This is a genomic window from Mucilaginibacter lappiensis, from assembly GCF_900155965.1.
In the GTDB taxonomy this organism is placed as follows: Bacteria; Bacteroidota; Bacteroidia; order Sphingobacteriales; family Sphingobacteriaceae; genus Mucilaginibacter; species Mucilaginibacter lappiensis.
Window position 1 is genome coordinate 90,598 of the sequence record NZ_FTMG01000012.1, and the last position, 23,920, is coordinate 114,517.

The 23,920-nt window shown below is 40.7% G+C and carries 20 protein-coding genes; 15 read left to right on the forward strand and 5 right to left on the reverse strand.

Features of this window, described 5'->3' with window-relative positions; all coding sequences use genetic code 11:
• The first annotated feature begins 32 nt into the window (after positions 1 to 32).
• The 8 genes from BW976_RS20265 to BW976_RS20295 all read left to right on the forward strand — a co-directional run bounded on the left by BW976_RS20265 (position 33) and on the right by BW976_RS20295 (position 8,968).
• The gene (locus tag BW976_RS20265; protein WP_076375880.1) at positions 33 to 674 is read left to right on the forward strand and encodes a DedA family protein; all 642 of its coding nucleotides are present in this window, start codon (positions 33 to 35) and stop codon (positions 672 to 674) included.
• A gap of 19 nt (positions 675 to 693) precedes the next feature.
• On the forward strand, positions 694 to 1,239 hold the full coding sequence (locus BW976_RS20270) for an inorganic diphosphatase (RefSeq protein ID WP_076375882.1): 546 nt from the start codon (positions 694 to 696) through the stop codon (positions 1,237 to 1,239).
• A gap of 7 nt (positions 1,240 to 1,246) precedes the next feature.
• Positions 1,247 to 2,587, forward strand: coding sequence for a hemolysin family protein (locus BW976_RS20275; protein WP_076375884.1), 1,341 nt, complete (start codon positions 1,247 to 1,249; stop codon positions 2,585 to 2,587).
• 88 nt (positions 2,588 to 2,675) lie between these two features.
• Positions 2,676 to 3,386, forward strand: coding sequence for a 16S rRNA (uracil(1498)-N(3))-methyltransferase (locus BW976_RS20280; RefSeq protein ID WP_076375886.1), 711 nt, complete (start codon positions 2,676 to 2,678; stop codon positions 3,384 to 3,386).
• Positions 3,383 to 4,045, forward strand: a complete 663-nt coding sequence (locus tag BW976_RS20285) for a DUF4159 domain-containing protein (RefSeq protein WP_076375888.1) — start codon at positions 3,383 to 3,385, stop codon at positions 4,043 to 4,045. Before BW976_RS20280 ends, BW976_RS20285 begins: the two co-directional genes overlap by 4 nt.
• 85 nt (positions 4,046 to 4,130) lie before the next feature.
• Positions 4,131 to 4,271 carry a biotin/lipoyl attachment domain-containing protein gene (locus BW976_RS29500; protein ID WP_175614146.1) on the forward strand — a complete coding sequence of 47 codons (141 nt, stop codon included), beginning with the start codon at positions 4,131 to 4,133 and terminating at the stop codon, positions 4,269 to 4,271.
• Positions 4,272 to 4,457: 186 nt separating this feature from the next.
• A complete protein-coding gene (locus tag BW976_RS20290) occupies positions 4,458 to 7,568 on the forward strand; it encodes a SusC/RagA family TonB-linked outer membrane protein (RefSeq protein WP_076375890.1) in 3,111 nt (1,036 codons plus the stop codon).
• A 17-nt stretch (positions 7,569 to 7,585) separates the two neighbouring features.
• Positions 7,586 to 8,968 (forward strand): RagB/SusD family nutrient uptake outer membrane protein, encoded by a 1,383-nt coding sequence (locus BW976_RS20295; protein ID WP_076375892.1) that lies wholly within the window; start codon positions 7,586 to 7,588, stop codon positions 8,966 to 8,968.
• A gap of 273 nt (positions 8,969 to 9,241) precedes the next feature.
• Here BW976_RS20295 and BW976_RS20300 read toward each other — a convergent pair whose 3' ends face one another.
• Positions 9,242 to 10,939 (reverse strand): SUMF1/EgtB/PvdO family nonheme iron enzyme, encoded by a 1,698-nt coding sequence (locus BW976_RS20300; RefSeq protein ID WP_076375894.1) that lies wholly within the window; start codon positions 10,937 to 10,939, stop codon positions 9,242 to 9,244.
• A 241-nt stretch (positions 10,940 to 11,180) separates the two neighbouring features.
• Here BW976_RS20300 and porV point away from each other — a divergent pair, with 241 nt between their 5' ends.
• Together porV and ispF are read left to right on the forward strand one after the other, a co-directional pair.
• On the forward strand, positions 11,181 to 12,362 hold the full coding sequence (gene porV / locus BW976_RS20305) for a type IX secretion system outer membrane channel protein PorV (protein WP_076375896.1): 1,182 nt from the start codon (positions 11,181 to 11,183) through the stop codon (positions 12,360 to 12,362).
• Positions 12,362 to 12,844, forward strand: a complete 483-nt coding sequence (ispF, locus tag BW976_RS20310; RefSeq protein WP_076375898.1) for a 2-C-methyl-D-erythritol 2,4-cyclodiphosphate synthase — start codon at positions 12,362 to 12,364, stop codon at positions 12,842 to 12,844. The genes porV and ispF overlap by 1 nt, the downstream gene beginning before the upstream one ends.
• A gap of 57 nt (positions 12,845 to 12,901) precedes the next feature.
• On the opposite strand, the gene BW976_RS20315 is transcribed toward ispF, so the two are convergent.
• Both BW976_RS20315 and BW976_RS20320 read right to left on the reverse strand, forming a co-directional pair.
• Entirely contained in the window at positions 12,902 to 16,357 is a 3,456-nt protein-coding gene (locus BW976_RS20315) for a trifunctional glycoside hydrolase family 18/polysaccharide deacetylase/glycosyltransferase family 2 protein (RefSeq protein WP_084192284.1), read from the reverse strand.
• Between the two features lie 67 nt (positions 16,358 to 16,424).
• Entirely contained in the window at positions 16,425 to 16,586 is a 162-nt protein-coding gene (locus BW976_RS20320) for a FeoB-associated Cys-rich membrane protein (protein ID WP_076375900.1), read from the reverse strand.
• 144 nt (positions 16,587 to 16,730) lie between these two features.
• Here BW976_RS20320 and BW976_RS20325 point away from each other — a divergent pair, with 144 nt between their 5' ends.
• Positions 16,731 to 17,045 carry a hypothetical protein gene (locus BW976_RS20325; protein WP_076375902.1) on the forward strand — a complete coding sequence of 105 codons (315 nt, stop codon included), beginning with the start codon at positions 16,731 to 16,733 and terminating at the stop codon, positions 17,043 to 17,045.
• A gap of 80 nt (positions 17,046 to 17,125) precedes the next feature.
• Here BW976_RS20325 and BW976_RS20330 read toward each other — a convergent pair whose 3' ends face one another.
• Positions 17,126 to 18,319 carry a hypothetical protein gene (locus BW976_RS20330; RefSeq protein ID WP_076375904.1) on the reverse strand — a complete coding sequence of 398 codons (1,194 nt, stop codon included), beginning with the start codon at positions 18,317 to 18,319 and terminating at the stop codon, positions 17,126 to 17,128.
• 546 nt (positions 18,320 to 18,865) lie between these two features.
• Between BW976_RS20330 and BW976_RS20335 the strand changes: the two genes are divergently transcribed.
• From BW976_RS20335 to BW976_RS20345, 3 genes are read left to right on the forward strand one after another with little or no spacing between them, the layout of a single operon-like run.
• The gene (locus BW976_RS20335) at positions 18,866 to 19,873 is read left to right on the forward strand and encodes an NAD(P)H-dependent glycerol-3-phosphate dehydrogenase (protein WP_076375906.1); all 1,008 of its coding nucleotides are present in this window, start codon (positions 18,866 to 18,868) and stop codon (positions 19,871 to 19,873) included.
• 41 nt (positions 19,874 to 19,914) lie between these two features.
• On the forward strand, positions 19,915 to 20,250 hold the full coding sequence (locus tag BW976_RS20340; protein WP_076375908.1) for a hypothetical protein: 336 nt from the start codon (positions 19,915 to 19,917) through the stop codon (positions 20,248 to 20,250).
• A 40-nt stretch (positions 20,251 to 20,290) separates the two neighbouring features.
• Complete coding sequence (locus BW976_RS20345; RefSeq protein WP_139332365.1) at positions 20,291 to 20,617, forward strand: hypothetical protein; 327 nt, start codon at positions 20,291 to 20,293, stop codon at positions 20,615 to 20,617.
• Between the two features lie 201 nt (positions 20,618 to 20,818).
• Here the strand turns inward: BW976_RS20345 and BW976_RS20350 are convergent, their stop codons facing one another.
• The gene (locus tag BW976_RS20350) at positions 20,819 to 22,678 is read right to left on the reverse strand and encodes a DEAD/DEAH box helicase (RefSeq protein ID WP_076375912.1); all 1,860 of its coding nucleotides are present in this window, start codon (positions 22,676 to 22,678) and stop codon (positions 20,819 to 20,821) included.
• A 218-nt stretch (positions 22,679 to 22,896) separates the two neighbouring features.
• Here BW976_RS20350 and BW976_RS20355 point away from each other — a divergent pair, with 218 nt between their 5' ends.
• The gene (locus BW976_RS20355; protein ID WP_076375914.1) at positions 22,897 to 23,685 is read left to right on the forward strand and encodes a class I SAM-dependent methyltransferase; all 789 of its coding nucleotides are present in this window, start codon (positions 22,897 to 22,899) and stop codon (positions 23,683 to 23,685) included.
• Positions 23,686 to 23,920 lie beyond the last annotated feature (235 nt).

Below are 23,920 nucleotides of genomic sequence, written 5' to 3' on the forward strand. Positions count from 1 at the left end.
ATTTAATATTTGTAGTTTTACAGATATAGTGAATGGAAAGTTTTTGGGAATACCTTCAAAATTTAACGGACGCTCAATCCATTATAAGCAGGGGGGGCTTTTACCTCTTGCTTGTTGTTGTGTTTGCTGAAACCGGCCTATTTTTTGGTTTTTTTTTACCAGGAGATTATCTGCTTTTTATGGCAGGCCTGCTTTGCTCGGCAGGCAAGGTTGATGTAACTATATCCACATTGGTTTTATCACTTATTGGTGCCGGGGTATTAGGCAATTTTGCTGGCTATTGGTTCGGCTACCGAACGGGACCGGTACTGTTCAATAAAAACGATTCCTTGTTTTTTAAGAAACGGTACGTAACCCTGGCCAGCGATTTTTATAACAAGTACGGTGGCATGGCATTGATTTTAGGTAGATTTTTCCCTATAGTTAGAACATTTGCCCCTATATTTGCAGGTGTGGTAAAGGTTGATATAAAGAGGTTTACTTTATTTAACTTTATAGGCAGTGTAACCTGGGTATGCGCGTTTACCCTAAGTGGTTTTTTTCTGGGGAAACGCTTTCCACAGTTAAAAGATTATCTGCAATACATTGTTTTAGGATTGATCATAGCTACTTCCATTCCCCTAATTGTAGCTTATATAAGAAAGAAAGTATTAGAAGCAAAAGAAAATAAATAATATAAACAGAATATACTAAATGAGTACACAACACCCCTGGCACCAGGTTTCTCCTGGCGAAAATATCCCCGAAGTTGTTAATGCAATCATCGAGATCCCTAAAGGTTCAAAAGCTAAATATGAAATTGATAAAGATTCAGGTTTATTAAAACTTGATCGTGTTTTATTTTCGTCAGTAATGTATCCGGCAAACTATGGTTTTATCCCGCAAACTTATTGTGATGATAAGGATCCATTGGACATTCTGGTGTTATGCTCTATTGACGTTTTCCCGATGTCTATCATTGAGGCCAAAGTTGTAGGTGTAATGCACATGGTTGATAACGGTGAGCAGGATGACAAGATCATAGCAGTAGCTAAAAACGACATGTCGGTAAATTATATCAATGATCTGAATGAGTTGCCTCCACATGCCATGACAGAGATCGTTCGTTTTTTCAAAGATTACAAAAAGCTGGAAGGTAAAAACGTAACCATTGAGCATTTGCTTGGTGTTCGTTACGCCCATAAGGTGATACAAGAAAGTTTGGATCTGTATAAAAGTACATTTCCTGTCACGCAATAATTAATACATGGACCCCGCGCATTACGAAATAAGTACTTTTTATTTAATTGCAACCGTGCTGCTGGTTTTGCTCAACGGTTTTTTTGTAGCCGCAGAGTTTGCCATGGTTAGGGTGCGGGGTTCACAAATTGAAATAAAGGCCAAATCAGGAAGCGGGGTGGCCAAGGTTGCGCGTGGTATACTGCATAACCTCGACGGGTATCTGGCGGCAACACAGTTAGGTATTACTATAGCATCACTGGCGCTAGGTGTTGTGGGCGAAGAGGTTGCCACCAACATTGTGATCAGAGGATTTTTAGCTATTGGGATAACCCTCTCTGGTGGCTTTATTACTGCAAGCCATATTTTAGCCTTTACTTTTATTACTGTATTGCATATTGTGTTTGGTGAGCTCGCTCCCAAATCTATAGCTATTCAAAAATCGGTACGTACCGTGCTGGCAGTTTCTCTTCCGCTTAGGTTTTTCTTTGTGTTTTTCAAACCTTTGATATGGCTGTTAAACGGGTTTGCTAATTTTATTTTGAGGCTTTTAGGTATTAATACCTTAGAAGGTGGAGAAGCCCATCACAGCTCCGAAGAATTACAATATCTGCTTGAACAAGGTAAAGAATCGGGCGCTTTGGACTCAAACGAACACGAACTTATTCAGAATGTGTTTGATTTTAACGAGCGTGTGGTTAAAAATATCATGGTGCCCCGTACAAAAATATCTGGTATCGATATAAGCTCGACGAAAGAGGAGCTGTTGGATATGATCATTACCGAAGGGTATTCCCGCATGCCTGTTTATGATGATGTGATCGACAAAATCATTGGAATTGTACATGCCAAAGATATTTTACCGTTGTTGGCCCGGAATGAGGAGATCGTATTAAAAAACATTATCCGCAAACCCTATTTTATTCCCGAAACCAAAAAGATCAATGATCTGATGGCCGAACTGCAGCAGAAACGCATTCAGATAGCTATTGTGCTTGATGAATTTGGCGGTACTGCGGGTATGGTTACGCTGGAGGATATTGTAGAAGAACTGGTAGGCGAGATACAGGATGAGTACGATGAGGAAAAACCTATTGTTGAAAAAGTGAACGACCGTGAATTTATCGTAAATGCGCTTGCACCTATCTATGATGTAAATGAGCATTTGCCACATGATCTTCCGGAGGATGGTGATTTTGATACCGTATCCGGATGGCTGGGAGACATATTTGGCAAGATACCTGACGTGGGTGAGCAAAAAGAGTCAAACGGATATAATATTACTGTACTGCGCAAATCCGACCAAAACATTGAATCAGTTAAACTTGAATTGCTGATCAACGAAGAGGACGCGGTAGATTTGCATTAGTATTAAAACGGTATCAAGTAGCTAGTATCAAGTATCACGACAACTGCACTTGTTTATGTAGCTCAAAAATCTTGATACTAAAATAAATATGCAGCTTTTTTATACTCCCGATATAGAACCCGCACACCCGCAATATTTTCTTAGTGAAGAAGAAAGTAAACATGCTATCCGTGTATTACGATTGGAGGTGGGCAGCGAGGTACAACTCATTGATGGCCGGGGTGGCTTTTATACCGCGGTGATACAGGATGCACACCCCAAGCGTACCATACTGCAAATTACCTCGGTTACCGAAAGCTATAACAAGCGTAACCATTATTTGCATTTAGCGGTTGCGCCTACCAAAAATATAGAGCGACTAGAATGGTTTCTGGAAAAAGCTACCGAAATTGGTATCGATGAGGTATCATTGGTCATCAGTCAGCGGTCTGAGCGCAAGGAGGCTAAAGTTGATCGTTTAAACAAGATCATTACAGCAGCTATAAAACAATCTATCAAAGCCTATCACCCCGTTTTAAATGAACCGGTAAAATTACCTGAGCTTTTGGCACGCCCGTTTGATGGCCAAAGGTTTATAGCTCACTGCGAACCCGGCGATAAACTTAACCTGCGCGGTGAGTTACTGCCGCATGGCCGCTACCTGATATTGATAGGTCCAGAGGGTGACTTTACCCCTGCCGAAATTGAAAGCGCTTTGCAAAACGGTTTTAAACCCATAACTTTAGGTGAAAGCCGTCTGCGTACTGAAACGGCAGCGCTTGAAGCCTGTTTTGAGGTGAACTTTTTAAACCGTATATGAAAACAGCTAAAATCTTTTGTTTTGCTTTTGCTGTCATCATATTCATGAGCAGTTTTAATAATCCTGCTTATAAAATTGCGCGGCTTAAATATAATGGCGGTGGCGACTGGTACGGCGATCGGACTGCATTGCCCAACCTGATTAAATTTTGCAACGAAAATCTAAAAACCAATTTTGAGGCCGATGATGATGTAGTAGAAGTTGGCAGTGCTTCTTTGTTTAATTACCCCTTTACCTTTATGACCGGGCATGGCAACGTGATATTTACCGATCAGGAAGCGCGCAATCTGCGTAAGTATTTAACGGGAGGTGGTTTTCTGCATATCGACGATAATTATGGCTTCGATAAATTTATCCGTCCGCAAATGAAAAAGGTTTTTCCCGAGCTTGATTTTGTGGAATTGCCGGTTAACCATCCCATCTATCATCAAAAATATCCATTTCCAAACGGTTTGCCTAAAATTCATGAGCATGATGGAAAACGGGCGCAAGGTTTCGGGCTTATCTACAAAGGCAGGCTGGTGTGCTTTTATACCTATGAGTGCGATTTAGGCAATGGATGGGAAGATTATGGTACTTATGCCGGCGATACGCAAGAGGCTCGCCTGAAAGCCTTAAAAATGGGCGCAAACCTTATTCAATATATATTTACTCAGTAAAACGCCCGATCGGTTATTTTTATATTATTGTTATTGATAATAATAATGATATCTTTATAATAAGTTGTTTCCCTAAAAACAACCATTGTTATTTAATATTCCTTATACCCGTACTTATTCTGTAATCGCCAAATACCAATTTGATGTATTGCTGTATAAATTGGGCTTAAGCACTGTGGAAGCCATGAAAATGGAAAATATTATCAAATCGCCAGCTGATGTTTAAAGATTATAAAAGTAAAGGCTGGGATCAGGTAGAAAAGGGTAGATTCTGATAGGGTTCTAATAAATTTACTTACTTTTTAGGCATTATTTAACGCAAATTGTAACAAGATCAACGTTTTTATAGCATTTTTATTGTTTTTGCGTCTGAATTTTGTTAGCTTACTTTTCATAACTTAATATTGACTATATGAAGAAAAATTTACTAACGATTTTGTTGTTATTTTCTTGTATTACATTTGGTTTAGCACAAAGCCGTGTTATTACAGGTAAGGTAACAGATCAGAAAGACGGTTCAGCCTTACCTGGGGTAAGTGTAACCGTGAAGGGTTTATCTGGAACAGGTACCCAAACTGGTGTAAATGGTACGTTTAGCCTAACGGTTCCAGGTACCGCAAAGGTGCTGCTATTTCAATTTCTTGGGTTTAAGCCAATGGAAATGTCCATTAGCAATAAACCCTTAATTGTACAGCTTGAGTCTGATTCAAAACAACTCTCTGAGGTAGTGGTTGTGGGATACGGTACTCAAACAAAAGCGTCTGTAACAGGCTCTATTGCAAGCGTCAGCTCCAAGCAGATCGAAGAAACTCCGGTTACCTCATTGGAACAGGCTATGCAGGGCAAAGTTGCGGGTGTAGTTATACAGGCTGATGGTGGAAAGCTGGGGCAGGGTATCAATATCAGAGTTCGGGGTTCATCTTCAGTATCGGCAGGCACGCAGCCACTTTATATCTTAGATGGTATACCGATAACCACCGAAAATTTATCAAGCACAGATGCTGCAACTAATCCTATAGCTGATATTAACTTTAATGACATCGAGTCAGTCCAGATATTGAAAGATGCATCAGCATCTGCTATATACGGTGCACGGGCATCAAATGGCGTAATTGTTATTACTACTAAAAAGGGTAAGGCAGGAGCAACAAAAATTAATTTTAGTGCACAGTTTGGTAGCAGTACCCCATCAAGGCACCGCCAGTTTTTAAATTCAAAGCAATATGTAGCCCTTCAACAACGTGCAGCAATAGGAGCGGCCAAACAAGATACTATTGGCGGTGGCGATTATAATGATGCTTTGGCAAGTGAGCAATCAGCTTTGAATGATGAGCTTACTTTGCTTTCGGCAGGTAACGATGATTGGAAAACCGGTAAAGTTAATACCAATTGGGAAGAGCAGGCTTTTCAGAAAGCTCCGCAACAACAATATGACTTGAATTTATCGGGTGGTAATGATAAAACTACTTATTATATTGGTGGCCAGTACCTGAATCAAACAGGTATAGTTCTTGGAAATAGCTTTAAAAGATACTCTGGCAGGGTAAATCTCGATACCAAGGTTGATAAAAACCTAAGTATTGGTACTAACCTGAGTTTTGCCAATACGATTAATAACAGGATAGCAAATGATGATCTTTTTAGTACTCCGTTACAAGGGGTAGCCTTATCGCCAATTACCCCGCTAATTGATCCAAGATCTGGTTTACTAAGTGGTAGCTTGCCAGGCGAGGCTGATGATTATCCTTTATATTACAATCCTTTATTAAGTACGAATAATGCCTATTACCAGGCAAAAGTTTACCGTACCATAGGTAATGTGTACGCCAACTGGGAAATTATTAAAGGTTTAACATTCAGATCGGAGTTTGGAATTGACCAATTGAACCAGGCAGAGGATAGTTACTTTGGCCGTTTAACATTCCGTAATACTGCTACCAATGATGGTTTTGGGGAAAATACAACTACCCAGGTTTTAAATTATAATACGAACAACTATTTTAGTTATAAAACACTTTTTGGTACTGATCATTCTCTCGACTTAACGTTGGGTACTAGTTACCAGAATTCAAGAAAAGTTGGTAACGATATTCAAGGACAGGAATTTCCGTCAGATGCGTACAAAAAATTAGGGGCTGCGGCTGTAAAAACTACGGGTGCATCCTATGATGAAGGATATACCTTTTTATCGTACTTTTTAAGGGCCAACTATGCCTATAAAGGGAAATACCTGATTTCGGGAAGCGCCAGAACTGATGGCTCTTCAAGGTTTGGTTCAAACAGCAGGTATGGATTTTTTCCTTCCGGCTCAGTTGGCTGGATAATGTCTGAAGAGGAATTTTTAAAGAATAGTAAGCTGATCAGCAATTTAAAGGTAAGGTTTAGTTATGGTTTAACCGGTAATGCCGAAATTGGGAATTTTTCGGCATTGGGCTTATTTTCGCCGGCTAATTATAACGGAACAGCAGGTCAGCGCTTCAGCCAGGTGGCAAACCCAAACCTTAAATGGGAAACCACGGCTCAGTTAGATGCCGGTGTTGATTTTGGGTTTTTTAATAACCGCTTAACCGGAAGTTTTGATTATTACAAAAAAAATACCCGCGATCTGTTATTAGAAGTTAACCTGCCCGGAACATTAGGGATTGCTAATATTTCGCCGGCAACACCATCTACCCAGCTACAAAATCTAGGTAAACTTTACAACAAGGGTTTTGAGCTCCAAATATCATCTGATAATTTAGTTGGCAAGTTTAAATGGACAACCTCCATTAATGCATCATATAATAAAAATATTGTGACAGACATTAAAGGACAGGTTTTAGGAAGCGATGACCTTAACCGGGTTATTGAAGGGCAACCGATAGGTGTGTTTTATGGCCATGAATATGCAGGTGTTGATCCGGCCAATGGCGATGCTTTATATTATTTAAATACAAAAGACGCTAATGGTAATATTAACCGTGGTAAAACCAATGATTACAATGCTGCGCAAAATGTAGTATTAGGTAGCCCCACACCCAAATATACAGGTGGTATAACCAATATATTTGGTTATAACGGTATTGAACTTGCTGTAACTTTTCAAGGGGTATTTGGGAACAAGATATATAACCAGGCTGGTCAGTATATGAGTTCAGCGGCAGGGAATGGATATGATAACCAAACCGTTGATCAGCTAAATTACTGGAACAAGCCGGGCGATATAACCAATGTACCGGAGCCGCGTACATTTTATGCTAATGGCACCAATCCATCAAGCAGGTACATATCAAGTGGAACCTATGTACGATGCAAAACGGTAACATTGGCCTATAACTTGCCAAAAGACATTATAAGTAAGGTGAAGTTGGAGAGGGTTAAGGTATTTGTTAATGCTTATAACTTATTTGTAATTACCAAATATAAAGGATGGGATCCGGAAGTAAATACCGATTATCAGTCTGGTAATATTAACCTGGGGGTTGATTTTTACTCGGCACCACAGCCGCGTACAGTTACATTTGGTTTTAACGTAGGTTTATAATATTAAACATGATGAAGATGAAAAAAATTAATTACATATATATATCAGCTTTTGCTGCAGCCATAAGTTTAAGTGCCTGTAACAAAGCGCTAAATATCAAGCCAAAAGAACAAATTGATCAAACCAATGCGATTGTTACCTCAAACGATGTGCAAAGCACATTAGTAGGAGCATATAACCGCATGGCCCAAACAGGGGTATATGGCGGCCGCATATTTGTTCAACCCGATTTAATGGCCGCTACTGATACGGTTCTTACATTTAACGGTACTTATCAGGGTTTAACCCAAATAACTAACCAGGCAATTCCTAATGATAATAGTTTTGTTCTGGATACCTGGCAGCAAGCTTATCAAGCTATAAATCTGGCCAACAATGTGGTAGCCAATTTGAGTAAGGCTGATGCAGGCCAACGTGACAGAATGGAAGGCGAAGCTAAATTTATTCGGGGGCTAATATATTTTGATCTGGCACGGTTATACGGGCGTGCATGGAATGATGGCGACCCGGCAACCAATTTGGCTGTGCCGATTGTTTTAACGCCGACCACAGGTGTTGATAACTCCATATTTGTACCACGTAATACTGTAAAAGAAGTATATACACAGGCTATCAATGATCTGAAAACAGCCGAAGCTAAATTGCCGGCAACTAACAGTTTTTATGCAAATAGCGGTGCTGCCTCGGCTATTTTGGCCAGGCTATATCTTCAACAAGGTGATTACACTAATGCTGGAGCAGAAGCTAATACAGTAATAGCGTCAGGAACTTTTACTTTAAATGCTAAGTATAGCGATGAATTCCCTATTCCAGGCAAAGCATCGCACGTAGATAATACTCCTGAGGATATTTTCGCTATCCAGGTAACGGAGCAACAAGGTATTACCAGCATGAATGAATTTTATGCGTCAGCAAGTAACTCTGGCCGGGGCGATATTCATATTGATCCGGCTTTTATTGCCGAGTTTGATGCTAATGATACCCGCGGACAGTTTTATACGCCAAAGTTAAATTCTGATAACTCGGTTTCCTTTTATCGTACCAAAAAGTTTGATAACACTTTTGGAAATGTGCACGTTGTACGCCTTGCCGAAATGTACCTGATACGTGCCGAAAGCAATTTGCAAACCGGTAAAGCTTTAGGTGCGACCCCTTTAAGTGATATAAATAAAATAAGAGAACGAGCAGGAGCTAATGACTTAACTACCGTTGCATTATCCGATATTAAAGCCGAAAGACGACATGAGCTGGCATTTGAAGGAGGGTTCTTTTTACATGACGCCAAAAGATTGGGGCTACCCGTGGGTAAACTGCAATATAGCTCACCTAAACTGGTATTTCCTATTCCACTGCGTGAGATACAAGCTAATTCAAAACTGGTACAAAATCCGGGCTATTAATTAAGCTTGCAACATACAAAAGCCCAGTATCAGTAGTATACCGGGCTTTTGTATGTTGATACGGGATAATAGTAAGGAGCAAACTTTATTATCTCATCTTGTTAGTTCTCGTCATCATTTAATTAATTCCCTAAAAAGGGCTGTTTCGACAGATCTGTAAATAAATTAGTCCTCCGCAAATAATGTATTTACTCTATCATAGGGCATATAAACACAAAGCGGTCCGTTCTTCATGAACGGACCGCTTTGTGTTTATAATAATAGATATACTAATTATTTTGATTTGAAAGCTTTCGCTTTTTTAACACCATAATGGGGTTTGCCATTAGGATAAATTTCGGGAGCACCAACCAGGGTCATTGCGCAGCGGAAACCAACTTCGGCACTAGATTCATCCTGATCCATAAAGCGGCGTGTAGCCGGATTTAACCAATAGGCCATATCATTCCATGAACCGCCTTTGTAAACTTTTGAACGGTTATTAACAAGGGTAGTATTTCCGTATAAGGCCAGGTTAACGGTATCTTTTTCACCTCTCAGATCGGGATTAAATGCTTTGCCGGAGTTTTTAGTAGCAAGCAGAGCATTAGCATTAGCTGCATTTCCATTTGCCGGAACCGCATTTGCAGGAGTAGCTGCTGTTGCGTTAGTTGAATCGGCACGTTGCCCTTGCTGAGCCAAAAGCTCACTGTATTTTAATTTTCTGTTTGCCTTAGCCGGATCCTTGATAGGGCGGCCATATTTGTCCTTTGCATACAATCCCTTTGAGGGATCGGCCATGCGTTTATTGGAATATTCGTTACCACGGAAGGGGTTAAAGTCGTCAAACTCTTCAAATGAAGTTTGGCGATAGGTATCCGCAACCCATTCGTTTACGTTACCAGCCATATTATACAAGCCAAAATCATTTGGTGCATATGAACGTACCGGTGCGGTAATATCAGCCTTATCATTCAGGTAACCGCCAACACCGGCATTATCACCAGCACCGCGTTTAAAGTTAGCTAATATCAAACCACGGGTTTTGCTTTTGGCCGAGCGCACGCCCAGGCCATTCCATGGGTACATTTTGCCGTCGTCAATATTTTCAAATTGAGTGTTTCCGGCTAAAGCCAGCGCCGCGTATTCCCATTCGGCTTCTGACGGCAGGCGGTAACCTTGTTTCAGTATACCATCTTCCATGCGTACAGGCCTAACAGGTTTGCCACCTTTACCCGTACCTGCCTGCGCATTAGGGCTCAAATCGGGCATCATTTTTTTGCCATCAACACCAGGGCCCTTCATTTGTCCGTTAAGGTAAATATCGGTATTGAATGGTTGCGCAGCACCATTTCCTCCACCAGCGGCGGCAGTAGTAGTTCCAGCAGCACCACCGCCATTTTTGCCACCATTCAAATCTTTCCATGCCACCATTCTACCGGTTTCACGTAAAATATTTTCATTGGTACGATCCGTACGCCATTGGCAATAATCTTGCGCCTGATCCCAGGTTACACCAACCACAGGATAGTCCTGAAATGCAGGGTGACGCAGATAGTTATCTACATAGGGTTCATTGTATGATAATGGTTTACGCCATACTAAGGTATCGGGCAAAGCATCATAATATAACTCCCGGTCATTTGGAAAGGTAATGGCCGTCCAGTGCAGGTAATCAAGCCAGTCCTGGTTAGATACCTCCGTTTCATCCATATAAAATGATGGAACGGTTACCCTGCGGCGTACGTTATTATAGTCATAAGCAACATCCTGGTCTGCGCTGCCACCCATCACAAAAGTACCGCCTTCAATGGGTACCAAACCCGGTCCCGGTGAAGGATGGGTTTGCCTGAACCGCACATAACCACCATTGGTTTTGTCGTTATAAGCGATCCCGGTTTTTTGCGAAGTTTCGTGTTGTTTACTGCAGCTGCTTACCACGGCACTTACAGCCAACAGCACGAAAGCAGTTTTAGTAAAAAGTATTTTCATATTTTTACGGTTATATTATAGGGTAAATTTAGAAAAAAATGGATATAATGCTACTTCGCACAAACCATTATTCAAAATAATTCAAACTATTATCAGGCATTTGAACGAAAATTTGTTGAAATTAGTTGCACTGGTTTGCTTTTTTTGATTGAGCAATTATTGCAATCGTTCTTTAAAAATGCTGAGTAAATTTTGGGCGTACCTGTATATGAATTAAATTATTAAAGCTAAATTGCACCCAATGAAGTTTTCTACCTTTCGCTATTTTGTTTATTCCGTGCTCTTTTTGCTGCCGATTTCGGCTATTGCACAAACGCCAGTAGGTACAAGTACTGATGGTAGCAATATCAAGGCGATACCGGTGCAGGTTCCTTTTTTAAATATATCCCCCGATTCACGTTCGGGTGCTATGGGCGATGCCGGCGTGGCTATTTCGCCTGATGTTAATGCGAATTTCTGGAATCCGTCTAAACTCGCATTTTTGGAGAGTAATGATGCACTTTCATTGTCGTACAGTCCATGGTTAAGGCACCTGGTGCCCGACATCAGCCTTTCGTACCTGAGCTATGCACATAAATTAAATGATCGTAATACCATAGGGGCTTCTATGCGCTATTTTAATTACGGCTCGGTACAATTAACAGACGATCAGTCAAATGATCTGGGTACGTATACTCCCAATGAGTTTTCGATAGATGGTTCATTTGCCCGTAAATTTGGTGAAAATCTTTCTTTAGGATTAACGCTGCGTTATATACGTTCGAGTATATCAAGTATATCTTTTGCGCAGGGATCCGGACAGGTTAGCAAACCAGGTAATGCAGTTGCTGCGGATGTGTCGCTATTTTACAAGAAGCCTTATGGTGAAAATAACCTTTTTGCCCTTGGTGCACATATCTCCAACATTGGTACAAAAATTAGCTATAGCGATGTGGGGCCGAAATACTTTTTACCTACGAATTTAAAATTGGGGGTGGCCAATACCTGGGAGCTTGACGAAACCAATGAGCTGACCGCCACTTTTGATATTAATAAATTATTAGTACCCACACCTCCCATACGTGATGCCAACGGGAACATTATCAAAGGGCACGATGACGATGTATCTGTACCGGCAGGTATCTTCCAGTCATTTGGCGATGCTCCGGGCGGCTTTAGTGAAGAATTGAAAGAAATCAGCTTCTCTCCGGGTGTGGAATACTGGTATAACCATCAATTTGCGGTTAGGGCCGGATATTTTTATGAAAACCCGGACAAGGGCGACAGACATTACCTTACCCTGGGTTTAGGCATGAAGTATAATATTTTTAATTTCGATTTTTCGTACCTGGCGGCCAGCCAGCAAAATAGTCCTTTGGCTAATACACTGCGCTTTACCCTATCAGCAAATTTCGGTGGTATAACAAATGTGGGCAGGAGATAATGGGTAAGATAAAAGTAGGTTTTGGGTTTGATGTTCACCAGTTAAAAGAACAGCATCCCTTTGTTTTAGGCGGCGTAAAGTTAGAGCACCATTCCGGTGCTTATGGCCATTCAGATGCTGATGTATTGTTACACGCTATTTGTGATGCTCTGTTGGGCGCCGCCAACTTACGCGACATTGGCTTTCATTTCTCTAATACCGATAACCGCTGGAAAGGGATCAGCAGCCTGGTACTGTTACAGCATGTGGTAGTGCTGATCAAAGAAAAGGGTTTTAGTATTGGCAATATTGATGCGATGGTGTGCCTGGAAGCTCCCAAGATAAACCCACATATACCGGCCATGAAAACCTATATAGCCGAAGCCGCATCCATCAGCGAAGAGGATATATCCATTAAAGCAACCACTAACGAGCAAATGGGCTTTATTGGCCGCGAGGAGGGTGTAGTAGCTTATGCGGTTTGCCTTATTGAGCGCGATTGATTAGAATTTGATCGCGCCCATCCCAAGTTAGTAACTTCATGTAAGCGCGATCAAATCTTAACTAAAATGTTTATATAATAGGAATGATATTAAAGCTAACACCAGCACTATTGCAATAATGTATACTGGCTGCGTTTTCTTGTTTTGATCTTTCCCTACATTAACATTACCCGTACGTTTGAGTACACCCCAGCCGCTAAGCTCACCTTTTAAAGCTTTCCTGATAGATTTAAACAACACATAATACATCAACTGGCGCCACATAAAACGCTGCGGGATAATGTAAATGAGCTTTTTGTAATCCTCTTTTTCCATGCGGAAGGCGATGATGCCCACAATAAAATCAATCAGGACAAAGGCTACATAGTAAATCAGCATTTTCTCGGGCTTGGCGCCAAAGAGGGCAAATATCATCATCAGATCTGCCAGTGGTGAAAATAATGGCAATATGATCTGGAAGATGAGAATGTTAGGCATACCCACCATCCCGAAAAACTTATACTTTTTGTTAAACAGCGCATCCCGGTTTTTCCAGAAACTCTGTATCACCCCAAAGCTCCAGCGGAAACGCTGTTTGAGCAACATATTAATAGTTTCCGGCGCTTCGGTGTAGGCAATAGCATCGGCACAATTTTTTACAATATAGCCTTGCTTTAATATGCGCATGGTCAAATCGCAGTCCTCGGCAAGCGTGTCGTAAGTAAAGCCGCCAGCTTTAAATATAGCCGATTTCCGGAACGCGCCAATAGCGCCCGGTACTACGGTAATACTATTGATGAGATCAAATGCCCGGCGATCCATATTTTGAGCCGTAATGTACTCGATAGATTGCCAGCGGGTAATAATATTGGTTTCGTTACCCACTTTTACCGTACCCGCTACCGCGCCTATTTCTTCATCAGTAAAATAGGTCATTAAATGATAAATGGCATCTGTTTTTAGCTGGGTATCAGCGTCAATACAAATTACATAATCATTTTTTGCGTGGGTAATACCAAAGTTCAGGGCTGATGCCTTGCCTCCGTTTGGTTTAGTTAATATCTTGACCAGCGGATTGCCTTCATAAGCCGCGGAAACCACTTCAAATGTTTTATCCTTTGATCCGTCATCTACAAAAATGATCTCGAAGGAAGGGTATTCTGTTTTTAATAGACTTTGTATGGTAGCAATAGCATTCACCTCTTCGTTAAAAGCAGGCACTATGATGCTCACCGGTGGCAAAGGGAAATCGGTGCCACGTGCCTTTACCATCTTTTTATTTTCGCTATGTTGCCTTACCGCCAGTACGCCAATTAAAACAATACGACCAATAGCCAGGAAAATAGCAGATAAAAATATATAGATCAATATCCAGTTAATGTAATAATAACCGTGTACGGCAACATCATATACCGGTCCCAGGATCCCGGTGTGCGGGTCGTTTGGAATAGGCGGCATCAGATCGGCTTTGGTTTTGCCCAATACATCGGCAATGGTAGTGAATTGGTAACCATGCGATTTAAAGTAGTGGATAATTTCGGGCAATGCCTTTACCGTTTCTTCGCGGGTGTCGCCACCTGCGTCATGCAGTAATATCATTGATCCGGCATTTCTTTGCCTGATGGTGCGGGCAATAATACTATCGGCTGTTACACCAGGCTGCCAGTCCCAGGGGTCAATAGATTCACCAATGGTAATATAACTTTGCCTGCGGCTTTCCGCAACCGGGATAACCTCGGCCAATGTTTGCGGCTCGGCATCGGCATTAAATGGCGGCCTGAACAGGATGGTACTTCGCCCGGTTATGGATTCAATGAGTTTGCGGGTAGAGTTAAGCTCCAAAACAACGCGGTCAAGACTAATCGTCGAAATATCGGGGTGGAAAAACGTATGGTTACCAATTTCATAACCTTCTTCATACTCACGCCGTACCAGTTGCATGTTCTTTTCGGCCATGGAGCCTACCACGAAGAAGGCTGCCGGTACATTTTCCTTCTTAAGAATGTCTAAAATACGCGGGGTAAAATCCGGATCGGGACCATCATCAAACGTTAAAACCACTTTTTTAGGCTTATAACCATAGCGCCGTATTACATATTTGGTGGGCAGTTTAATGTAGTGTTGATTTGTTATCGTGAAATTGTTGGTATCCAGTTTTACATTGATCTCACCTATAGTTGGGGTTGTGATCAGGTCAAGTACTTCACCGTCACCGTCATATTCCACATTTTTACGACTATTTAAACCTACAGATGTTAATTTCTTGAGGTCAACGCCCGTTTTGTGTAATGAGTCAATAGAGAGATTTTTTTGAAAGAAAGACCATAACCGTGGATCTTCCGTTCCCATACGCCATAATGCAACACCACCAGTTGCCCAATCATCAGCCATACGGATCACATTAAAGTTAGTGGCGGCGTCTGCAAAATAGATAGTATGATCAAGACTATCCTGATCAACATAATTAAAATGCAGATTGGCAGACAAGGGGTCAAAAATGATCTTGCTTTGTTTTTCCTGCGCGGTACTGATGGCCTGTTGGTAACCTATTGCTCGACCAACGCTTTTTTCGGGCCAATCATAAGCTCCACCAGCAAAAGTTAAAATAACTTTTTCACTGGGTATTTTACTGCATACATCATCAAGTATTTGTTCAACCCAATGTTGATTAGAAATGTCTCCTGCATTGCTATATTCATTATGCTCATCGATGGCCATAACGAAAAGAAAATCATTTACATGTTGTAATCTCAGGATGTCATATTCATCATCTCCAGGGATTACATTTTGAGTTACCAAAAACTTTTTGGCACTTAATGTCGCATATAATTCTTTTTGAAAGGTAATGTAAATTTTGCTATTACGATCCTTTATTTCATCCAGGTCAACATTGATTCCTTTTAACTTGTATTTATAAAGTGCGTTTACTATGCTTTTAATAAATCCTGCCCGTAGAGTTTTACTTTTAAATATGCGTTCTACATCTTTGCTATCATATCCCCCAGTTAAGTTGTCTTTATTAACATAATTTGATAGAGTTAGCAGTATAGGCTTATTATATTTTTTATTAAGATTGATAAGTCCTGTATCGATTTTTGTAATGACAGTATCAGTATGTGGAGCAATAGAAAAACCTTCGCTCACAATCATATCTAATTTGTTTATATTATCCAGTAACGAATAATAGGCTTGCGGCTCCCAAGGATGATAGAAAGCGGCATTTATCCGATCTTTGTTATTGGGATGTTTAAGTTGATGGAGACGCTTGGTTCGCTCCATTTTTTCAATTTCAGATTCTTGAATCTTGAAGGCTTTGTACTTGGTTGATCTTTTTAACTGGTCGAGCTCTTCTTTCGACATTTTTTTCGGAGCCGGGTTCAGGTTAGGCAGATCGGGGTAATAAGTTGATTTAATGGTAACTATTACGGCTATGATCCCAATGATGAGTACTGCAAGAAGTATGCGGCTGAGCCACTTGAATTTATTCCATCTACCTGGTGAATCAGCCTGAAAAACTTGCTTATTTGAAGACATTAAGTGAGTTTACTTCTAAATTTAAAAGTACGGGTTACAAATGAAGATTTAATGAATGGGTACTGCGTTATTTATGTGTTTTACCCGGTTCTACACCAGAAAAATCAACACCGCATTTACAACTACCACCACATCCCTTTTTTGCTGTAAAGCTCTTATACAGCATACGGCTGATGTAAAAAACCGCACCTGCAAAAAGAATAATTACTATAATGGTTTGAATATTCATAATACAAACTTAACAAATAACAAATAGCTTGCCAAAGCTAAAATTATGTTTGAATATGTTGAGTCACAATTTTTTCTATTTTTTTGTATATTATATTAATATAAATATTATATATTGGACTGTCATAAAGCAGAATGATAAATTATGAAAAGATTGAAAGTAAATACATTTGATTTAGGGGTAAGTAGAATACTTACCAGGAATGAATTAAAAAACATATTAGGAGGTATCTTACAGCCTTTTCCTAATGGAGATGGTAGTAATGGGACGACCACTTGTAACTTTATGGTTGTTGCACCTGATCCTGCTGGTAATATACAGCATGTAGCTTATAAAAGCGTTGTTGTAAGATCCGATGGAGGTTGCTCTGGTTTTGGCTCTGGGGCTAATTCGTTATGTGTATCTTATATTGAGAATCAGGGTTTGCCAAACTGTCATTATCATTGTGATGGTTGCTAAAGTTATAATATTTAGCCTTGTTTGAGGTTTATGTTGTAATTTATTAGTAGTTATTTTCATGTCGAAATAAATATTCCTATTTATTTCGACATGAAAGTAATTGTTCCGCCCACCCAGTCAAAATCCTGATTATAACGCACACCTATCATTTTGCCCCGGCTAAGCCTGGCCAGGCTGATGGCCAGTGTAGGCTTGGTATTGCCATCGGGCCATAAGTACAATAATCTAATCTCTGCCTTTACCCCGCCATCCGGCGCTTGTATCACAGGTTCATAATTTACTTTTTGCTGTAATATCCAATTTTCAGGATCAGTAATATTTTTGATGTCATCCGGCTTAACGTCGATGATCACTCCCTGGCCAGCGAAGGAGAATAGGGGTTTGAGCACATAATTCTCTAGGTCGGCAGGTATTTGAATTAATTCATGCAAAAATTGTGTTTTGGGGATATGATCGCCATGCAGGTATGGCATAGTAAACTTACTGATGCGGTAAAACCAGTTTGGGTGTGTTATCCACTCCACATCAAGTGGCTGGCGAATGTCAACTACCTGGTTGAAAATATGATCATCACCATCTATCTCATCAAATATCAGCCGGTTATAAATACGCCTGATGCGTTTTTGTTCGCCATTGACCTCATAAAAAAGCTGATCACCCTGTTGTTGCAGATCGCTTAACGAGATAACCGGGATGCGCAGGTATCGCTGGGTGATATAAAAATCAACCGCGGTTTTTTGTTCGGGAGCGTTTAAATCCATCAGTACCACCTCGTCGGGCTGATAGGGGCCGAGGATGGTTTTTTTCAACAGCTCAAGATATGATTGTTCGTTAAGTCCGCTAGAGTAGATGGTTTTGTTGGTATCGATATTGAAAACTTCACGATAGGTATTACCCAAATGAACCTGGAAACCATACAAGGAAGGGAAACCCTGTAATTCGATCAGCTTAGGTACTATCTGCCCATCCGCATCTTTACAAACACCAAAATCAAGCGCAATGAAATGAGGGTGGTCATTTTCATTAGGCAAACGCCATTTGTTGGGAATGGAGCGTTCGGTAAGTTCTTTAAATCCGGGTTGCAAAACAGTATCGATGATGCTGTTACCTGCCGCCACCAGTTTATCGCGAAAGTCATCGGTCAGGAAAATCGGTGTTTCGGCTACGCGGAAAGGTACGGGATTGGGCAAGCCATCATTGAGGCTCGTTAAGAAAGTCTCGTATTTTTCTGCTGTAAAATGCTGGTTAAATATTGCTCTGGCTGATGGATCCATAGATATAGCTTATAAACAAACTTACTATTTTAGGAGCAAGGAACAAGGATTTTGGAGCAGGTAATTTTGGAATAACTAGCTGCCGGCTACAGTCCCATTGGAGTCTCTTGGACTTGAAGTTGTCATCGAACGAGGTACGAAGAGAAACTATCTCTTGAGCGGCAGCGAAATATCTTCTACGATTTGCAATTGAAGCCCTGCACTATGCAGAAGATTTCTCCTCACGCCTCCACGCTGTCCGTTGCTGCTCGTCGAAATGACATGGAGTGGACTTAAACTTAACAAAATCTGGGTTTACACTTATTTTGTAGTAAATTAATTTAATTAATTGATTATCAATTAAATGAATTAATGTTAACCATGAAAAGTGTAAACCATGTAAACCCACTTTTGTAACAAAGTGGCGGCCTGTTCAGGAATTATACTTAAACCCATCTTTACTCCAAAAGTCCTTTCTCCTTATTCCTTGCTCCAAAAAACCTTTCTCCTTTTACCTCAATTTTTCATTAATTTGCTTTGTCAATTAAAACCTGGCAATACTATTTAATGCATACAAATAAAAAGAAGATCGCGGTTGTTGGCGGAGGGAGCTGGGCTACAGCCAATATAAAAATGCTGGCTGATAATACCACAGAAAAGGAAATTTTTTGGTGGATGAGGAATGTGCAGGCGGTTGAACATCTGCATAAATTTGGGCATAACCCGCATTATTTGAGTTCGGTTGAAATTAAACTGCCAAAACAAAATATCTCTGTCAATCTAAAAGAGATCATACAGCATGCTGATATTATTTTACTTAACGTACCGGCGGCATTTTTAAAAGACGCCTTGACAGGTATAACTCCTGCCGACCTGGCCGGTAAAAAAATAGTATCAGCCATAAAAGGGATAGTGCCTGATGAAAATCTGATCATTGGTGAATTTTTAAACCGGAAGATGGGAATCTCGTTTGATGATTTTATGGTAATCAGCGGCCCCTGTCACGCGGAAGAGGTTGCGCTTGAAAAATTATCTTATCTCACTATAGCATCAAGGGATACAGACCTGGCTGCCGAATTTGCCGGGATGATCAATACCCGCTATATCAAAACCATCGTATCTGATGATATATATGGCACCGAATATGGTGCTGTGTTAAAAAATGTATATGCCATTGCAAGCGGTATTTGCCATGGGGTGGGTTATGGTGATAATTTCCAGGCGGTACTCATATCAAATGCTATACGGGAGTTGGAACGCTTTGTTGATGCGGTACATCCCATCAATAGAGATATCAAGGAATCGGCTTACCTGGGCGATCTGTTGGTGACCGCTTATTCGCAGTTTAGCCGCAACCGCACCTTTGGTAATATGATAGGTAAGGGGTATACGGTAAAATCGGCCCAACTGGAGATGAATATGATAGCCGAAGGGTATTATGCAGTAAATTGCCTACAAGAGGTGAATAAACAATACAATGTTGATATGCCTATTTGCGATGCTGTTTATGCCATTTTATATCGGAAAAGCCCTCCGGCATTGGAAATGAATAATTTGGCCGAAAAATTGAGTTGATTATTTTGTTATATTAGTAATAAACTTAACTATAATTCCTTATGAAAAATTTATTCAAAATCGCCTTACTTGCTGTGTGTACGTTTGTAATATCACCGGCTTTTTCACAAACTAAAACAAAGAAGGATACTAGCTTTTTTAAAAAAGTTGGCGACAAAACAGGCAAAGTTGCCACAAGCGTTGGTCATAAAACAGCTGAAATTGCATCTAAAGGTGCTGCAACCGTAGCTGATAAAAAGTATGCTGAAAAAGTGGGTCCGCACGGACAAACCATTTATATCGACAAAAACTCTCACTACTTTTATGTAAATAAAAAAGGGAAACATGTTTATGTTAGCAAAGCTAGATTGAAAGATAAACCTGTAGAGAAAAAATAACAAAACCCGGCAGCGTGGGCCAGGGGCATAAAAACTAAATATGAAACATAAAGCTTTATTGATCCCGACAATTGGATTGATGCTATTGGTTTTTGCTTGTAACAGGGCTCCTGAGCACCAGGTTAACAAAAAACTGGTAGGCAAATGGCAATCAAAAGATGGTGAAACCAAGCTTGAAATATCTGATAAAGGATTTACGATGGATGATGGCAAACCCGTTACTGAAGATTATTTTGTAACGAATGATACCATCTTCACTTCCTATCAAGGTAGCAGGCCATTTACCAAATTCCTGATCAAAAATCTGGACGATCATAAGCTCACCCTGTTTTACCCAGACTCAGACGTGGTTGAATTTTCCCGCTAAAAACAAAAGCCTTCATGTTGCGGATGCAACTGAAGGCTTTGTTAACAAAACTAAACTAAAACTAATGCTTCTTTACCAGAGAAGCTACATGAAAAACAAATCTTTTATTAGAATCAAGAAGTAAGAGTCAAGAATCAAGAAATGAGCCTTTTTGGCGGCCTTTGTCTTGACTCTTGGTTCTAATCTCTTGACCCTTTCTAATTAGAATCTTCTGCGACGTTCCGGACGATCTTCGCGGCTTTTGCCAGAGAAATCACGGAAACCACCACCAGAGCTGCTTCTTTCGCTGCTACCACGATGACCACCGCCTTCACGACGTTCGCCACCACGGTAACCGCCACCGCCTTCGCGACGCTCGCCACCACGATATCCACCTTCACGGCGTTCGCCACCGCCACGGTATCCACCGCCGCTGCTGCGATTATCACTGGTGCCTTCGCCGGATATTTCTATCCTAACCGGACGGCCTTTGTATTCGATCTCTTTATAAGCAGTCATTACTTTTTCTACATCCTCATGTGGAACTTCGAAAAATGAATAAACGCCTTTTACATCAATTTTACCAACGGTACGGCCGCTTATTTTGGTTGTGTTGCAAATGTAACCCAGCAAATCGCCGCGGTTAAATTCATCAACAGAACCTAAGTTTATAAATAAACGGGTGTAAGCTGATGGACCGCTTGATGCACCACGTTCCGGACGATCGTCCCTGTCCCTGGTGCGGCCTTCTTCAACACTTGCATTCAGGTCAGGAGCATTTTTGTAATAATCCAGAAAACGGTTAAATTCGATAGAAGCAAAACGTTTGATAAAATCTTCTTTGCTGATATCTTTAAACTCCTCGATAATGCGTGGCAGGTATTGTTCAATCTGCTCTTCGTTAACGGTTACGTTATGTACTTTATGTACAATGGAGAACAATTGTTTTTCGCAAACGTCAAAACCTGTAGGGATCTCGGCTTTAATGAATTTTTTACCTATAACACGCTCAATCTGACGTATTTTGCCTAATTCTTTACCGTTAACGATAGCGATAGATATACCGGTTTTACCTGCACGGGCTGTACGGCCACTACGGTGGGTGTAGTTCTCGATTTCGTCAGGTAACGAATAGTTGATCACGTGGGTAACATCATTAACGTCGATACCACGGGCCGCAACGTCTGTAGCTATTAATAGCTGCAGGTTACGCTCACGGTAGCGTTTCATTACCTTGTCACGTTGTTGTTGTGACAAATCGCCATGTAAAGAATCGGCATTATAACCGTCTTTGATCAGGGCTTCAGCAATATCCTGGGTCTCAATCTTGGTACGGCAAAAAACAATACCAAAAATATCAGGGTTAAAATCAACAATACGTTTAAACGCGGCATACTTGTCACGGGCACGTACTATATAGTACTCATGCTCAATGTTGGCATTGCCAGTGTTTTTGGTGCCCATAGTAAGCTCAAACGGATTCTCCATGTATTTTTTGGCGATCCGCCTAACTTCGGCAGGCATGGTGGCTGAGAACAGCCAGGTTTTTTTCTCGTCGGGCGTGGTAGATAAAATACTGTCAATGTCTTCCTGAAAGCCCATGTTGAGCATTTCATCAGCTTCATCCAATACTACGAATTTTACCTGCGAAAAATCTATCGCCTTGCGGTTGATGATATCAAGCATGCGGCCTGGTGTGGCCACAACGATCTGTACACCGCGTTTAATCTGGCGTAGCTGATCAGAAATACTTGCACCACCATACACAGCAACAACGTGAACGTTGTTCATATGCTTGGCGTAATTTTTAATGTCGTTCGTGATCTGTAAACAAAGTTCACGTGTTGGGCATAAAACAAGTGCCTGTGGATGATTTTCTTCGAAATCCAACAGCTCTAATAATGGTAGGCCAAAGGCAGCAGTCTTACCGGTCCCGGTTTGGGCTAATCCGACAAAATCGTTGCTGCCTGTTAACAATACCGGAATTGACTGTTCCTGGATTGGCGTTGGGTTTTCAAACCCTAACTCAGAGATGGCATTAACAATATCATGACGGATTCCCAGTTGAATAAATGGGTTCATGAATTAAAATAACGAATTTGGCAACATCGCCAAATCGGGCGCAAAGATAGGGATTATATATTTCATATACAATAGTAATGTGGATTTTTAAAAATATCATAACTTTTTGATAATTTGGGAGTTATGGTGGGATGGGGTGATATGTAGATCTGTGAATTGAATTTCAATTTGGCAGTCGAATTTTTTTATGTAGGTTTAAAGCCGTTAATTAAGCTGAAATGAACGATCTGGAGTTATATTTTAATAAGAATGATAAGCGGGTAATATATAAATGGGCTCATTATTTTGATGTTTATGAGCGTCACTTTAGTAAATACCGTGATAAAGAAATTGTAATATTAGAAATAGGCACCCTGCACGGCGGCAGTCTGCAAATGTGGAAAAGCTATTTTGGCGATAAAGCAAAAATTTACGGAATGGATATTAACCCTGCCTGTAAAGCGGTTGAAGAGGAAAATATTAAAGTACTGATAGGTTCCCAAACAGACCGTAAGTTTTTAAGACAGGTGAAGCAGGAAATTCCACCAATTGATATTTTAATTGACGATGGTGGGCACACTATGCTGCAGCAAATTGTATCATATGAAGAGCTTTTTGATCACGTTAAGCCCGATGGCGTCTACTTGTGCGAAGATATACACACTTCGTACTGGCTCAAATATGGTGGAGGCCACAAAAGGCGGGGCAGCTTTATTGAGTATTCCAAAAACTTTATTGATCAGTTGAATGCTTATCATTCGGTCGAAAAATCATTACCGGTGAGTTCTTTCACCCGTTCGGTAAATTCTGTGCATTATTATGATTCGATAGTAGTTGTGGAAAAACGCCCAACGCCACAACCTACTTCGTCACAAACCGGAACCATCAAAACCCCACCTATGAACCTGGAGGTTCACGGTGTGGCAAAAGTTAAAAAGAACCTGAGATATCGCCTAAAGCATATAGCAAATGTGGTAACCGCCTTTTTTAAACTACCGTTCAAAAAAGGAAGCTTCGATTATTCTTAGGGGACTGTTGGACTTTGGGATTTTAGGACTGTTGGATTTCGAGAGCAAGGAGTAAGGATTTGTGGAGTAAAGAACCAAGAGGGGGTAATAAAAAAGAGCAAAGATTAAGGATGAATATTTTTATGTCCTTATCCTTTGCTCCTTTTATCTGTTATCAAAAAACTTTGACCTTAATCCTCCGGTCCTAAAAATTTCAAAGTCCCTCAGTCTTATAGTCCTAAAATCCTACAGTCCA